Annotated in this window: 10 protein-coding genes; 8 read left to right on the top strand and 2 right to left on the bottom strand. The window is 71.5% G+C overall.

The genetic code is table 11. The features are described 5' to 3' along the window. Positions 1 to 130 precede the first annotated feature (130 nt). The 4 genes from GVL03_RS17705 to GVL03_RS17690 all read left to right on the top strand — a co-directional run bounded on the left by GVL03_RS17705 (position 131) and on the right by GVL03_RS17690 (position 5,893). Entirely contained in the window at positions 131 to 1,636 is a 1,506-nt protein-coding gene (locus tag GVL03_RS17705; RefSeq protein WP_159502337.1) for an AlkA N-terminal domain-containing protein, read from the top strand. After that, positions 1,633 to 2,133, top strand: a complete 501-nt coding sequence (locus GVL03_RS17700; protein ID WP_159502336.1) for a methylated-DNA--[protein]-cysteine S-methyltransferase — start codon at positions 1,633 to 1,635, stop codon at positions 2,131 to 2,133. Before GVL03_RS17705 ends, GVL03_RS17700 begins: the two co-directional genes overlap by 4 nt. 143 nt (positions 2,134 to 2,276) lie before the next feature. Next, on the top strand, positions 2,277 to 4,085 hold the full coding sequence (locus GVL03_RS17695) for an ABC transporter ATP-binding protein (RefSeq protein WP_159502335.1): 1,809 nt from the start codon (positions 2,277 to 2,279) through the stop codon (positions 4,083 to 4,085). Further along, positions 4,082 to 5,893, top strand: coding sequence for an ABC transporter ATP-binding protein (locus tag GVL03_RS17690; protein ID WP_159502334.1), 1,812 nt, complete (start codon positions 4,082 to 4,084; stop codon positions 5,891 to 5,893). The genes GVL03_RS17695 and GVL03_RS17690 overlap by 4 nt, the downstream gene beginning before the upstream one ends. 24 nt (positions 5,894 to 5,917) lie before the next feature. On the opposite strand, the gene GVL03_RS17685 is transcribed toward GVL03_RS17690, so the two are convergent. Beyond that, positions 5,918 to 6,370, bottom strand: a complete 453-nt coding sequence (locus GVL03_RS17685; RefSeq protein ID WP_159502333.1) for a GNAT family N-acetyltransferase — start codon at positions 6,368 to 6,370, stop codon at positions 5,918 to 5,920. A 411-nt stretch (positions 6,371 to 6,781) separates the two neighbouring features. Between GVL03_RS17685 and GVL03_RS17680 the strand changes: the two genes are divergently transcribed. Further along, on the top strand, positions 6,782 to 6,934 hold the full coding sequence (locus GVL03_RS17680) for a hypothetical protein (protein WP_159502332.1): 153 nt from the start codon (positions 6,782 to 6,784) through the stop codon (positions 6,932 to 6,934). Between the two features lie 89 nt (positions 6,935 to 7,023). Beyond that, the gene (locus tag GVL03_RS17675; protein ID WP_159502331.1) at positions 7,024 to 9,243 is read left to right on the top strand and encodes an NADP-dependent isocitrate dehydrogenase; all 2,220 of its coding nucleotides are present in this window, start codon (positions 7,024 to 7,026) and stop codon (positions 9,241 to 9,243) included. 67 nt (positions 9,244 to 9,310) lie between these two features. On the opposite strand, the gene GVL03_RS17670 is transcribed toward GVL03_RS17675, so the two are convergent. Next, positions 9,311 to 10,759 (bottom strand): L,D-transpeptidase, encoded by a 1,449-nt coding sequence (locus GVL03_RS17670; RefSeq protein WP_159502330.1) that lies wholly within the window; start codon positions 10,757 to 10,759, stop codon positions 9,311 to 9,313. A 176-nt stretch (positions 10,760 to 10,935) separates the two neighbouring features. On the opposite strand from GVL03_RS17670, the gene GVL03_RS17665 reads away from it, so the two are divergent. Together GVL03_RS17665 and GVL03_RS17660 are read left to right on the top strand one after the other, a co-directional pair. Next, positions 10,936 to 12,141, top strand: a complete 1,206-nt coding sequence (locus GVL03_RS17665) for an ROK family transcriptional regulator (protein WP_159502329.1) — start codon at positions 10,936 to 10,938, stop codon at positions 12,139 to 12,141. A 71-nt stretch (positions 12,142 to 12,212) separates the two neighbouring features. Beyond that, entirely contained in the window at positions 12,213 to 13,478 is a 1,266-nt protein-coding gene (locus GVL03_RS17660; RefSeq protein ID WP_159502328.1) for an extracellular solute-binding protein, read from the top strand. Positions 13,479 to 13,594 lie beyond the last annotated feature (116 nt).

Raw genomic sequence — 13,594 nt, 5'->3', positions numbered from 1 at the left:
CTTGCGCACCTCGAGCCGCGCGGTGCCCGCGGCCAGGCGCAGGGTGCGGGCGAAGGACTGCGCGGTCGCGACCTCTGCGCCGGCGACGGCGCGGGCGGCGTGTCAGGCTTAAGGCGTGCCCACCCCGACGATGACCTTCGACGAGCGGTATCGCGCGATCCACGCGCGCGACGCGCGCTTCGACGGACAGTTCGTCACGGCCGTGCGGACGACCGGCATCTACTGCCGCCCCAGCTGCCCCGCCCGCACGCCGTTGCCCGGCAACGTCACGTTCTACCCGACGAGCGCGGCCGCGCACGAGGCCGGGTACCGCGCCTGCAAGCGCTGCCTGCCGGAGGCCGCCCCCGGGTCGCCGGACTGGGACATCCGCCGCGACGTGGCGGGCCGGGCGATGCGCCTCATCGCCGACGGCGTCGTCGAGCGCGAGGGGGTGCCGGGCCTCGCCCGACGCCTCGGCTACTCCTCGCGTCACATCACCCGTGTGCTCACGACCGAGCTCGGCGCGGGGCCCCTCGCCCTCGCCCGCGCGCATCGGGCGCATACGGCGCGGATGCTGCTCGTCGGCACCGACCTGCCGGCATCCGACGTCGCCTTCTCGGCGGGCTTCGCCAGCATCCGCCAGTTCAACGAAACGGTGCGGGAGGTGTTCGGGATGTCGCCGCTGGCGCTCCGTGCGCGCCGTCGCGGGGGGAAAGGCGCGGCCCCCGGCTCGATCGACCTCGTCCTCGCGCACCGCACGCCGATCGACCTCGACGGGATCTTCGCCTGGATGGCCGCCCGCGCCGTCGCCGGCGCAGAGGTCGCGACCGCGCAGTCCTTCGCCCGCACCCTGCGCCTGGCCGCGGGCACCGCGCGGCTCGAGGTGCGCAAGGACGGCCCCGCGCTGCGCCTGCGGGCCCGTCTGACCCACCTCTCCGACCTCCCGCAGCTCGTGTCGCGGGTGCGCCGCCTGTTCGACCTGGATGCCGATCCCACGGCGATCGACGAGGCACTGGCCGCCCACCCCGAGCTGACCGCTCGTGTCGCCGCCGTCCCGGGCATCCGGGTGCCGGGCGCGGCGGATCCGCACGAGATGCTGATCCGGGCGATGGTGGGGCAGCAGATCACGGTCGCCTCGGCCCGGACCGCGCTGACCGCCCTGACCGACGCTCTCGGCGAGCGGGTCCCCGCCGAGAGCGGCACCGATCGGCTCTTCCCCTCGATGGCGGCGATCGCCGAGAGGGGGCCCGCGGTGCTGCGCGGCCCCGGCGCCCGCATCCGCGCGATCACCGGCGCGGCGGCGGCGCTCGCCGAGGGCTCCCTCGTGCTCGACGCGGGCGCTGACCCGCTCGCGCAGCGCGCCGAGCTGCTGGCCCTGCCGGGCATCGGCCCGTGGACGGCGGACTATGTGCGGATGCGGGTCACCGGGGACCCCGACGTGTTCCTCCCGGGCGACGTCGCCGTGCGCGCGGGCGCCGCGCGACTGGGGCTTCCGGACGACCCGCGTCCGCTCACCGCGTGGGCGGAGCGCGCGGCGCCCTGGCGCAGCTACCTCACCGCCCACCTGTGGCGCACCGCGCCGACCCCGCCGGCCGCCGGCCCCGGCGCCGCGGTTCCCGATCCGCGAGACACCACCACCGCCCAGGAGACGCCATGACCGCCATCATCGAGACCATCGACACCCCCGACGGCCCCTTCGCCGCACTCGTCGACGAGCGGCAGCGCGTGCTCGCCTCGGGCTGGAGCACGGATCGCGACGTGATCCTCGGCCGTGTGCGCGCCGATGCCCGCCCCGCCGACGCCGTCGACGGCTCCGTCGAGGCGATGGCGGCGGTGCGCGCCTACTACGGCGGCGACCTCGCCGCGATCGACGAGGTCGAGGTGCACCAGGTCGGCACGCCCGGGCAGCTCGCCGGCTGGCGGGCGCTCCGCGGCATCGCGCCCGGCGAGCCGTTGACCTACGCCGAGTTCGCCGCCGCGCTGGGCACGCCGCGCGCCGTGCGCGCCGCCGCATCCGTCTGCGCCCGCAACGCCCCCGCCCTGTTCGTGCCCTGCCACCGGGTGCTCCGCACCGGGGGAGCGCTCGGCGGCTTCGCATGGGGCCTCGACGTGAAGCGCCGTCTGCTGGATCGCGAGTCCGCCGCCCGGGAATGACGAACCCCCGGATGCGGTTGCGTACAGCGAACGTTCAGACTTAAGCTGGAGGGCTGTCGTCCGCGCGATCCTCTCTCTCCCCCCGCGAAACCGCCGCCGTGTCCCGTGCCCGTCACGGGTCCGCTCTCCGCCCCACAGGACCCATGACCGCTTCACCCCCGCTCTCCACACCGCGCGCGCTCGTCCGGCTCATCCCGTTCGCACGTCCGGTGATGCCCCGGCTGATCCTCGGCGCGGTCAGCGCGCTCGCGGCGAGCATCGTGGCGCTCATGATCCCCCTCGTGCTCGAGGGCGTCGTCGGCGGACCCATCTCCTCGGGCGACCCGGGCCAGATCGTCTGGGGTGCGGTGGCCGTGCTCGGTCTCGGCCTCGCGGAGGCCGCCCTCGTCTGGGCGCGCCGCTGGTTCGTGCTGGCGCCGGCCACCCAGGTCGAGTACGACCTGCGCACCGGCTTCTACGAGCGGCTGCAGCGGCTGCCCGTCTCCTTCCACGACCGGTGGCAGTCCGGTCAGCTGCTCAGCCGCATGATGCAGGACATCAGCCTCATCCGCCGCTGGCTGGCCTTCGGCCTGATCCTGCTGGTCGTGAACGTCCTCACGATCGGGATCGGCTCGGTGCTGCTGTTCCAATGGCACTGGTTGCTGGGGGCGGTCTTCCTCGCGTTCTCGGCGCCTCTCTGGTACGCGGGCTTCCGGTTCGAGAAGCAGTACGGCACGCTCGCCCGGCAGAGCCAGGACCAGGCCGGCGACCTCGCGACGGCGGTCGAAGAGAGCGTGCACGGCATCCGCGTCCTCAAGGCGTTCGGCCGCGGCGGCCATGCGCTCCAGAAGTTCACCCGTCAGGCCGAGACGCTGCGTCAGACCGAGCTGCGCAAGGCGCGCGCTGTCGGATCGATCTGGTTCTGGCTCGTGCTGCTGCCCGACGTCGCCTTCGCCTTCTGCCTGGCAGCGGGCATCGTGCTCGCCCAGCTGGGCCAGATCTCGGTCGCCGAGCTGTTCGCGTTCTTCGCGATGGCGACCGTGCTGCGCTGGCCGATGGAGTCCATCGGCTTCCTCTTCTCGTTCCTGCTCGACGCGCGCACTGCGACCGACCGCATCTACGAGGTGTTCGACGAGTCCAACACGATCGTCGACCCCGAAGATCCGCGCACGATCGCGGAGCCGCGCGGCCGCCTCGTGTTCGAGGACGCGCACTTCCGCTACCAGGACGCGCCGAGCGCGCAGCCCGATCTGCTGGACGGCATCGACCTTGCGCTCGAGCCGGGCGAGACGATGGCGCTCGTGGGGCTGACCGGCTCCGGCAAGACGACGCTGACGACCCTGCCCGCGCGGCTCTACGACGTGACGGGCGGCCGGGTCACGCTCGATGGCGTGGACGTGCGCGAGCTCACCCTCGGCGAGCTGCGCACGCACGTGTCGATGGCGTTCGAGGACGCCACGCTCTTCTCCGCATCGGTGCGCGAGAACGTCCTGCTCGGCCGCGACGACCTCGGCCCGCACTCCGCCGAGGGCGAGCGGGTGCTCCGCGAGGCGCTCCAGGTCGCGCAGGCGGGCTTCGTCGACGCGCTGCCGCACGGCGTCGAGACGGTCATCGGCGAGGAGGGGCTGAGTCTCTCCGGCGGCCAGCGGCAGCGTCTCGCGCTCGCCCGCGCGGTCGCCGCCCGCCCGGCCGTTCTGGTGCTCGACGACCCGCTGTCGGCGCTCGACGTCGACACCGAGGCACTCGTGGAGCAGGCCCTGCGCGTGGTCCTGGCCGACACGACCGCGCTCATCGTGGCGCACCGCCCGTCGACGGTCGCGATGGCCGACCGGGTCGCGCTCCTCGAGGACGGCCGGATCACCGCGGTCGGCACCCACACCGACCTCATGCGCACGTCAGAGCAGTACCGTCACGTGATCTCGAGCCTCGAGGACGACGACGCGTCGGCGGCCCGTGAGGAGGCGGCCCCGTGACCACCGTGACCGGAACCGGCGGCGAGGACCGCTCGGACTACACGCCGGACGAGAGCAGGCAGATCCGCCGCCGCTCGCTGCGCCTGCTCGGCTCGCTCGTGCGCCCGCTCCGCAGGCAGCTGGCGCTCGCGGCCGTCGTGCTGGTGGTCTCGACGGCGCTGCGGGTGCTGGGACCCGCGCTGATCGCGTACGGCATCGACAACGCCCTTCCCGCCGTCATCGACCGGATGGACTGGATGCCGACGGTCGGTGTGTTCGCCGTCTACCTCGTCTCGGCGGTCGGCGGCGCCGCACTGATCGGCTGGTACGTCGTCGTCGCCGCTCGTCTCACGCAGGCGATCATGATCGACCTCCGCACGCGCATCTTCCGGCACACCCAGCGCCTCAGCCTCGAGTTCCACGAGTCGTACACGTCCGGTCGCATCATCTCCCGCCAGACGAGCGACCTCGACACCATCCGCGAGCTGCTCGACGGCGGGCTCAACGAGCTCGTCTCCGGGGTGCTCTACGGAGGGTTCACGCTGATCGCGCTGATCCTGCTGGACTGGCACAGCGGCGCCATCCTGGTCGTCATGGGCATCCCGCTGATGCTCCTCATGCGCTGGTTCTACCGGCGTTCGCAGCTGGTCTACCGCGAGTCGCGCGTCGTGAGCGCGAAGGTGATCGTCCACTTCGTCGAGACGATGACGGGCATCCGCGCGGTGAAGGCGTTCCGTAAGGAGAAGCGCAACGACGACGAGTTCGGCGACCTGTCGGGCCAGTACCGTGCGGTCAACATGCGCTCCATCCGCCTGTTCGGCACGTTCGAGCCGGGGCTCATGGCGATCTCGGCGGTCACGCTCGCGGGGGTGCTCCTCTGGGGCGGGCTGCGGGCCGCCGACGGCGCGCTCGAGGTCGGCGTGCTGCTGGCGGCGGTGCTGTACGTCCGCAACTTCTTCTCGCCCTTGCAGGAGGTGGCGATGTTCCTGAACTCCTACCAGTCCGCCGCGGCCGCCCTGGAGAAGGTGTCCGGCGTGCTGGAGGAGGAGCCCTCGGTGCCCGACCCGCAGCGTCCGGTCGATCTGCGGTCGGCACGCGGCGCCATCCGCTTCGAGGATGTGGAGTTCGGCTACGGCGAGGGGCGGGTCGTGCTGCCGGACTTCTCGCTCGATGTGCCCGCCGGGCAGACCATCGCGCTCGTGGGCACCACGGGCGCCGGCAAGACGACGCTCGCGAAGCTCGTGTCCCGGTTCTACGACCCCACCGCGGGCCGGGTCACGCTCGACGGCGTGGACCTCCGGGACCTCCACCCGAAGGACCTGCGCCGCGCGATCGTGATGGTCACGCAGGAGGCGTATCTGTTCAGCGGGACGGTCGCCGACAACATCGCGCTCGGCAAGCCCGATGCGACCTTCGACGAGATCCGGGCCGCCGCGCGCGCTGTGGGCGCGGAGCCCTTCATCGAGGCGCTGCCCGACGGATACGACACCGACGTGAACAAGCGCGGCGGCCGGGTCTCGGCGGGTCAGCGGCAGCTGATCTCGTTCGCGCGGGCGTTCCTCGCCGATCCCGCCGTGCTGATCCTCGACGAGGCGACCGCATCGCTCGACATCCCGAGCGAGCGGCTCATCCAGGAGGCACTGCAGACCCTTCTGTCCGATCGCACGGCGCTCATCATCGCGCACCGGCTCTCGACGGTCGCGATCGCCGACCGGGTGCTGGTGATGGAGCACGGACGCATCATCGAGGACGACGCCCCCGCGGCGCTCATCGCCGGCGCGGGCAGGTTCGCGAAGCTGCACGCCGCCTGGCAGGCGTCGCTCGTCTGAGGCGCCGGGCCGTGCGCGCCGGGCCTACAGCACGATGCGCGCGACGACCTCGCCGAACTCCGTCTCGCCGACGGGCTCGAAGCCGACGCTGCGGAAGAACGCCTCGGGGCCCTCCTCGCCCGCCTCGTAGATGACGTCGACGTGGTCCATGCCGCGCTCCCGCGCCTCGGCGATGAGGTTCTCGACGGCGTAGCGGCCGACGCCGCGACGTTGCTCGTCGGCATCCACGTTGATCCGCCAGAGCACCGAGCGGAAGTGCTCCTGCGGGGCGTCCACCGAGAAGTTCGCGCTCACGAACCCGACGACCTCGTCGCCGTCGAGCACCACGCGCTGCCACGTGGTGTGCGGGTCGACGACGGTGGCGGCGACGGCGTAGCTGACCGGAGCGAGGAACTGCTCCTGCCCCGGTTTCAGGGACAGGGTGTTCACCGCGACGATGGTCGCTGCGGAGAGCTCTTCGAGGCGCAGTTCCGTCATGCCCACCAGGCTAACGTGCCGCGGTCGGACACCCCAAGGATGCGGTGGAGGAAGGAGGAACGTTGCAGATGCGGCACACAGTGGCGGTGGTGGCGTTTGACTCGATGATTGCAGGGGGAGCGGGCGCACGTTGGGCGCATCCGCTCCCCCTGCTGCTCGCTGGCATGGCCTGCGGTTCCGTGGCAGGCGCCGCATACTCCCTACTGATCCCCCTTCCTCAATGGCTTATCCCGAATCCCGGTTCATCCCCCACCGGATCGCTTGGCCTAACCGCTGTCGGCGCCGCTGCCTTCAGCATCTCGTTCGATCTGGGCGACAGCACTGTTCTCGTCCCGGATCCACTGTTCTCGTCCCGGATCCGGCTGGCGGTCAGACGAGGCCGGTGAGAGCATCGTCTCGGGGCTCTCCGGGATGTACTCCGACATCTCGACCGCTGCTGCCGGATGGGCCGGCGGTCCCACGGGTGTCGTGGAGCGTCAGAACCCCGGATGGATGCGGGCCGTGGATGTGCCCGCCGAGTCGGCGGCGAACCCGCGCACCGCCCGGACGTTCGGCATCCGCTGATCGCCACAAGGTATCTCGACATCGAGATAGTTTCCGCGGGTGCGATAGTCTGGCGGACGAACCCTGGTCACCCGACGGAGAGACGACACGTGCCTGATTCGACCATCATCTATACGCACACCGATGAGGCTCCGGCTCTCGCCACGGCATCCTTCCTGCCGCTGGTCCAGGCGATCGCGGGACGCGCGGGCATCGAGATCGAGACACGGGACATCTCGCTCGCCGGCCGCATCCTCGCCGCCTTCCCGCAGCGGCTCACACCCGACCAGCTCGTGGGCGACGCGCTCGCCGAGCTCGGCGGCCTCGCGACGCTGCCCGAGGCCAACATCATCAAGCTGCCGAACATCTCGGCATCCATCCCGCAGCTGAAGGCGGCCATCGCCGAGCTGCAGTCGCAGGGCTTCGACGTGCCCGACTACCCGGACGAGCCGTCGTCGCTCGACGAGACGAACATCCGCGCGCGCTACGACCGCATCAAGGGCTCCGCGGTCAACCCGGTGCTGCGCGAGGGCAACAGCGACCGCCGTGCGCCCCAGTCCGTGAAGAACTACGCGCGCAAGCACCCGCACCGCAACAAGCCGTTCCCCGAGGGATCGAAGACCCGCGTCGCGACCCTCGGGCACGACGACTTCTTCTCGAACGAGACCTCCTGGGTGAGCCCCGACGACGACCTGCTCACCATCCGCCACGTCGCGGCGAGCGGCGACGAGACCGTGCTGCTGTCCGACCTGAAGGTGCTGCCCGGCGAGATCGTCGACGCGACGTTCCTGTCGGCCGCCGCCCTCGACGCGTTCCTGGCCGAGACGATCGCGGCCGCGAAGGCCGACGACGTGCTGTACTCGGTGCACCTGAAGGCCACGATGATGAAGGTCAGCGACCCGATCATCTTCGGCCACGTCGTGAAGGCGTACTTCGCCGACGTGTTCGCGGCCTACGGCGACGAGCTCGCCGCCGCCGGGCTCACCCCCGACAACGGGCTTGGCGCGATCCTCTCGGGCCTGTCGAAGCTCGAGAACGGCGAGGCCATCGCCGCGGCGATCGCCGCCGACCTCGAGCGCGGCGCGCGCCTGTCGTACGTCAACTCCGACAAGGGCATCACCAACCTGCACGTGCCCTCGGACGTCATCGTGGACGCCTCGATGCCCGCGCTCATCCGCAACGGCGGCAAGCTGTGGGGCGTGGACGGCGCCGAGGACGACACGCTCGCGGTGATCCCGGACTCGTCCTACGCCGGCGTCTACCAGGCGGTCATCGAGGACGTCATCGCACACGGTCCGCTGGACCCCGCCACGATCGGCACCGTGCCGAACGTGGGTCTCATGGCGCAGGCGGCCGAGGAGTACGGCAGTCACGACAAGACCTTCGAGATCTCGGCGCCCGGGGTGGTGCAGGTCGTGACCGCCGCCGGCGACGTCGTGCTCGAGCACACCGTCGAGCGCGGCGACATCTGGCGGGCGACGCAGACGAAGGACCTCGCCGTCCGCGACTGGGTGAAGCTCGCCGTCGCCCGGGCCCGGGCGACCGGCGTGCCGGCGGTGTTCTGGCTCGACGAGGCCCGCGCGCACGACGCGCAGCTGATCGCGAAGGTGAACACCTATCTCGCCGAGCACGACACCGAGGGCCTCCAGCTCGAGATCCTCGCTCCGGCCGATGCGACCCTGTTCTCGCTCGAGCGGCTGCGCGCGGGCCTCGACACGATCTCCGTGACGGGCAACGTGCTGCGCGACTACCTGACCGATCTGTTCCCCATCCTCGAGGTGGGCACGAGCGCCAAGATGCTCTCGATCGTGCCGCTGCTCGCCGGAGGCGGTCTGTTCGAGACGGGCGCCGGCGGATCGGCGCCCAAGCACGTGCAGCAGCTGCTCGCCGAGGACTACCTGCGCTGGGACTCGCTCGGCGAGTTCTTCGCGCTCGCGGCCTCGTTCGAGCACTACTCGACCTTCACGGGCAACGCCAAGGCCCAGGTGCTCGCCGACACCCTCGACGCCGCGACCGGAACGTTCCTCGAGAACGACAAGTCGCCGGGGCGTGCGCTCGGCACGATCGACAACAGGGGCAGCCACTTCTACCTCGCGCTGTACTGGGCGAACGAGCTCGCCGCGCAGACGACGGATGCGGAGCTCGCCGCGGTGTTCGTGCCGTTCGCGGAGCAGCTCTCCACCAACGAGGAGACGATCGTCGGCGAGCTCGTCGCGGTGCAGGGCTCGCCCGTCGACATCGGTGGCTACTACCACCCCGACCAGGAGCGCGTGACCACGGTCATGCGTCCGTCGGCGACGCTGAACGCCATCGTCGACGCGATCGGCTGAGCGCTCACGCAGACAGACGGCGGGGGCGGATGCTGCAGCATCCGCCCCCGCCGTCTGTCTGGTCCGCTCAGTAGTGGACGGAGACCTCGGAGCCGGTGGCGAGGAACTCGTAGGCCCACTTGGCCTGGTCGACGGGCATGTTCAGGCAGCCGTGGCTCATCTGCTGGCCGAAGTTGTTGTGCCAGTACGCGCCGTGGAAGGCGATGTCGGGTGCGAAGTAGGTGACCCAGGGCACGTTCTCGGTGCAGTACGAGGACGTGGGCCCGCAGCCCATATTCTGCGTGCGCACGTGCGCGAACACGGTGAAGTTGCCTGTGGGGGTGGGTGTCGCGTCGGTGCCGGAAGAGATCGCCCAGCTCTGCACGACCTGGCCGTTCTCGTAGAAGGTCGCCCGCTGCGTCGACAGGTTGACGTCGGCGTATCGATGCAGGGTCGTCGTCGCGAACTCGGCCTCGGTGATCGGCAGCTGATACACCGCGTTGCCGGCGGCGAGCTGGGCGGCGAAGGCGTCCGCGACGCCCGACGTGTCGCCGAGGGTGCGGCCTGCGGCGCCGGCGATGAGCTCCTGCAGCACCTCGCCCGAGGAGTTGGTGACGACCGTCGCGTCGACCGGTGCGCGGTCGACGAGCGAGGGGAGCGTGTCGACCGTCGCCTGGATGGCGGCGGCATCGACCGAGAGGGCCACCTGCCCGTCGCTGTCGACGACGGTGAGCCAGGAGGCGGCGACGGCGCGGTCGACGGGAACCGTGCGCTCCTCGCCGACGTAGAACCCGACCCGGTCGAGGATGCCGTTCAGCGTTGCGACGGCGCCCTCGGCCTCGGCCGTGGTGACCGATGCCTCGACGGGGGTGATCGACGCGTCGAGCGCCCCCGTGCCGGTGCCGCTGCTGAAGGCGTCCTCGAGGGCGACGCGGACGGTCTCGAGGTCGAGGCCCTCACCGGTGACGGCGGGGGTCGCGACGTACGAGGCGGACTCCGGGTCGAAGGCGACCGTCGCATCGACGGGGTCGACGTAGGCGTCGCCCGCGGCGGTGCGCAGAGACTCCTCGGCGACGACCGCGTCGATCGTGACGTCGGCGTCGATCGGTGCGGAGTTCCACTGCGTCACGTTCCACATGGGGTGCGCGGCGAAGGCGGTCTCGGCCAGGGCGCGGGCGTCGACCGAGGCGCCGAGGTCGGAACCGGTCACGGTCACGGTGCCGGCGGACGTCTCGATGTCGAGCGTCGTGGATGCCAGGCGCGCCTGGAGGGCGTCTGCAGCGGCGCCGACGGTGAGTCCGCCGACGGGGACGCCGGCCACGGCGGTGCCCGGGGCGATCAGCACGAGCGATGCGACCACGGACACCGCGGCGAGCGCGCCGCCGGGGATCCCGATCCAGAGCCCGAGGTGACGCTTCTTGGGAGCCGGCTCCTCGCGAGCCCACTCGTAGGCGGGTGCGTCGGTATCGCCCGATCCGGCATCGAGGGCCGGCTCGGGCGTGTCGGTCTGGTGCGGTCCGGTCACGAGATCGGTCACGCGCTCACCCCCTGCGAGTCATGTGTCTTCCCATGATACGCGAGACTCCGCGCGCCTCGGCAACGTTCCTATCACGGATCACGGCGTGTTCCCGGCATGTGACGATCGCGTGAACTCCGCCGGGATCGGGAGGAGGGACTTGCGCCGAGATTAGTTCGTAAGGTGTACTAACAAACATGACTGCATCGGACGTGCAGCGCGGCTCTTCCTCCTCGGAACCCGCGCTCCCTCTCGCCGCCAGCGCGAACGCCTTCGCCCCCGGGCGTGCGCTGCGCTCGGCCGTCAAGGTGCTCCCGGAGCACGCTCGCGGCCACAACCGCTCGCTGGTGCTGCAGACGCTCTTCCATCGCGGGGCGATGAGCCGCGCCGATCTGGCCCGCGAGACCGGCCTCACCCGGGTCACGATCTCCGATCTCGTCGCCGAGCTCATCGCCGACGCCTTCGTCGCGGAGAAGGGGCACCGCGAGGCCTCGGGGCCCGGAAAGCCCGCGATCCTCGTCGACGTCGATCGCACGGGACACCGGATCGTCGGCATCGACCTCTCCGGCAGCGACGTGTTCATCGGCGCCGTGCTGACTCTCGACGGCGACATCGTCGCGCGGCGGGAGACGCCCCATCCGCCCGACGCGGGCGAGGTGCTCCCCGCGGTCATCGCCCTCGCCCGCGCGCTGGTCGCCGACGCGCACGCACCCGTCCTCGGCATCGGCATCGGCACTCCGGGCGTCGTCGACGACCGCGGCGTCGTGCTCACCGCGCCGAACCTCGGCTGGGCGGGCTTCGACCTGGAAGGCGTGCTGAGCGAGGCGCTGGGGCTCCCGGTGCTGGTCGCCAACGACGCGAACGCCGCGGTGCTCGCCGAGTACACCTTCGGGGGTGCGGGCGACGACGTGCTGCTGGTGAAGGTCGGCAGCGGCGTCGGATCGGGCCTGCTGGCGGGTGGCCAGCCCATGCGCGGCAGCCGCTTCGCCGCCGGCGAGATCGGCCACGTGACGGTCGGCACCGACGGCGGGCCGGCGTGCGCCTGCGGCAAGGTCGGATGCCTCGAGGCGTGGTTGTCGGTGCCGTCGCTGTCGGCGCGGCTGGCGGCGACCGGCGACGCCGATCCCGACGCGCTCTCGGGCGTGCTGCGTGACGCGGGGGAGCGGCTGGGCATCGCCCTGGCCCCCGTGGTCGGCGCGCTCGACCTGTCGGAGATCGTGCTCTCCGGCCCCCCTGAGCTCCTCGGCGGTGTGCTTGCGCAGGCCACCGCCGAGGCCCTCCGCACCCGGACCCTCGCCCCGTTCCATGAGGGCGTCCGTGTGCGGATGACGGAGCAAGGCCAGGACATCGTCCTGCGCGGAGCGGCCGTCATGGTGCTGACCGCGAGGCTCGGAGTCTCGTGAGAAGCGGCCACCCGGAGCGCGCCGCCGGTGCGTCCCACCACCACACCTGAGAGAGAACAGAAGGACAACGCATGAAGAAGTCCCTCGGAATCGTCGCCCTGCTCGGGGCGTCGGCGCTCGCGCTCGCCGGCTGTGCCGGCGGAGGCGGTTCGACCGGTTCGGACGGCGCGGAGATCCGCGTCTGGCTGGTCGGCACCGACACGCCCCAGGATGCGCGCGACTATCTGAAGACGACGTTCGAAGCCGAGAACCCGGGCTCGACGCTGGTCATCGAAGAGCAGCAGTGGACCGGTCTCGTCGACAAGCTGACGACGAGCCTGTCCTCGAACGACAGCCCGGACATCGTGGAGATGGGCAACACCCAGGCGGCGGCGTTCACCTCCAGCGGGGCGCTGCTCAGCCTCGACGACATCGCCGAGGACCTCGGCGGATCGGACCTCCTGCCCGGTTTCGTCGAGGCGGGATCGTGGGACGGCACGCTGTACGCGGCGCCGTACTACTCGGGCGCCCGCGTCGTGTTCTACAACACCGCGCAGTACGCGCAGGCCGGTGTCGAGGTGCCCACCACGCTCGACGAGTACGTCTCGAACGGTGTGGCCCTCGCGGAAGCCCTGCCGGGCGTCTCCGGCGTCTATTTCCCCGGCAAGGACTGGTATAACGGTCTGCCCTTCATCTGGGAGAACGGCGGCGAGGTCGCCGTCCAGGAGGACGACGGCACCTGGGACGCACAGCTGTCGAGCGACGAGTCGCTCGCCGGTCTCGCACAGGTGCAGGAACTGCAGGAGAAGGCCTCGCTCGCTCCGAAGGACGGCGACGAGACCGAGGGCTGGGTGCCGTTCCGCACCGAGCAGGCCGCGACCTACTCCGCGCCCAGCTGGGCCTACTGGTCGATCGTCGCCGATGAGGACCAGGCAGCGACCGCCGTCGCCGAGACGACCGGCTACTACGCGCTGCCCGGCGCCGACGGCGGCGCCGCACAGGTGTTCGCGGGCGGCTCGAACATCGGCATCGCGGCGAAGTCGAGCAACCCCGACCTCGCCGAGTCCGCCCTCGAGATCATCCTGAGCGACGAGTACCAGACGATCCTCGCCGAGGCGGGGCTGGTGCCGGCCAAGACGTCGCTCGGCGATCAGGTCGCCGCGGCGACGCCCGAGCTCGCCACGGTCATCGCCGAGGCCGCGGCGAACGCGAAGCTCACGCCGGCCTCGCCGAAGTGGGCCGACGTCGAGGCACAGGGCATCATGCAGGACCTGTTCGTGAACATCGCGAACGGCGGCGACATCGCGTCGCTCGCCGCCGATGCCGACGAGCAGATCGAGTCCATCCTGAACGGCTGAGGCGGCAGTCTCCCCGGAGAGGGGAGATCCCGCATCCTTCGTCGGTCGTCAGCGACCCGGGCCGCTGACCCGCCCTTCCCCGGGGCGCCCCGTGCGCGGGGCGCCCCGTGCGCGGG

The organism is Microbacterium sp. 18062 (assembly GCF_902706225.1).
In the GTDB taxonomy this organism is placed as follows: Bacteria; Actinomycetota; Actinomycetes; order Actinomycetales; family Microbacteriaceae; genus Microbacterium.
Note: the sequence above shows the minus strand (reverse complement) of the source record. Positions and strands in the feature narration are given on the sequence as shown.

Bases quoted from the DNA above. Each gene is read 5' to 3' on its own strand.
- GVL03_RS17705 (WP_159502337.1), top strand. From the start codon at position 131: ATGACCTTCGACGAGCGGTATCGCGCGATCCACGCGCGCGACGCGCGC.
- GVL03_RS17700 (WP_159502336.1), top strand. From the start codon at position 1,633: ATGACCGCCATCATCGAGACCATCGACACCCCCGACGGCCCCTTCGCC.
- GVL03_RS17695 (WP_159502335.1), top strand. From the start codon at position 2,277: ATGACCGCTTCACCCCCGCTCTCCACACCGCGCGCGCTCGTCCGGCTC.
- GVL03_RS17685 (WP_159502333.1), bottom strand. From the start codon at position 6,370: ATGACGGAACTGCGCCTCGAAGAGCTCTCCGCAGCGACCATCGTCGCG.
- GVL03_RS17680 (WP_159502332.1), top strand. From the start codon at position 6,782: ATGTACTCCGACATCTCGACCGCTGCTGCCGGATGGGCCGGCGGTCCC.
- GVL03_RS17665 (WP_159502329.1), top strand. From the start codon at position 10,936: ATGACTGCATCGGACGTGCAGCGCGGCTCTTCCTCCTCGGAACCCGCG.
- GVL03_RS17660 (WP_159502328.1), top strand. From the start codon at position 12,213: ATGAAGAAGTCCCTCGGAATCGTCGCCCTGCTCGGGGCGTCGGCGCTC.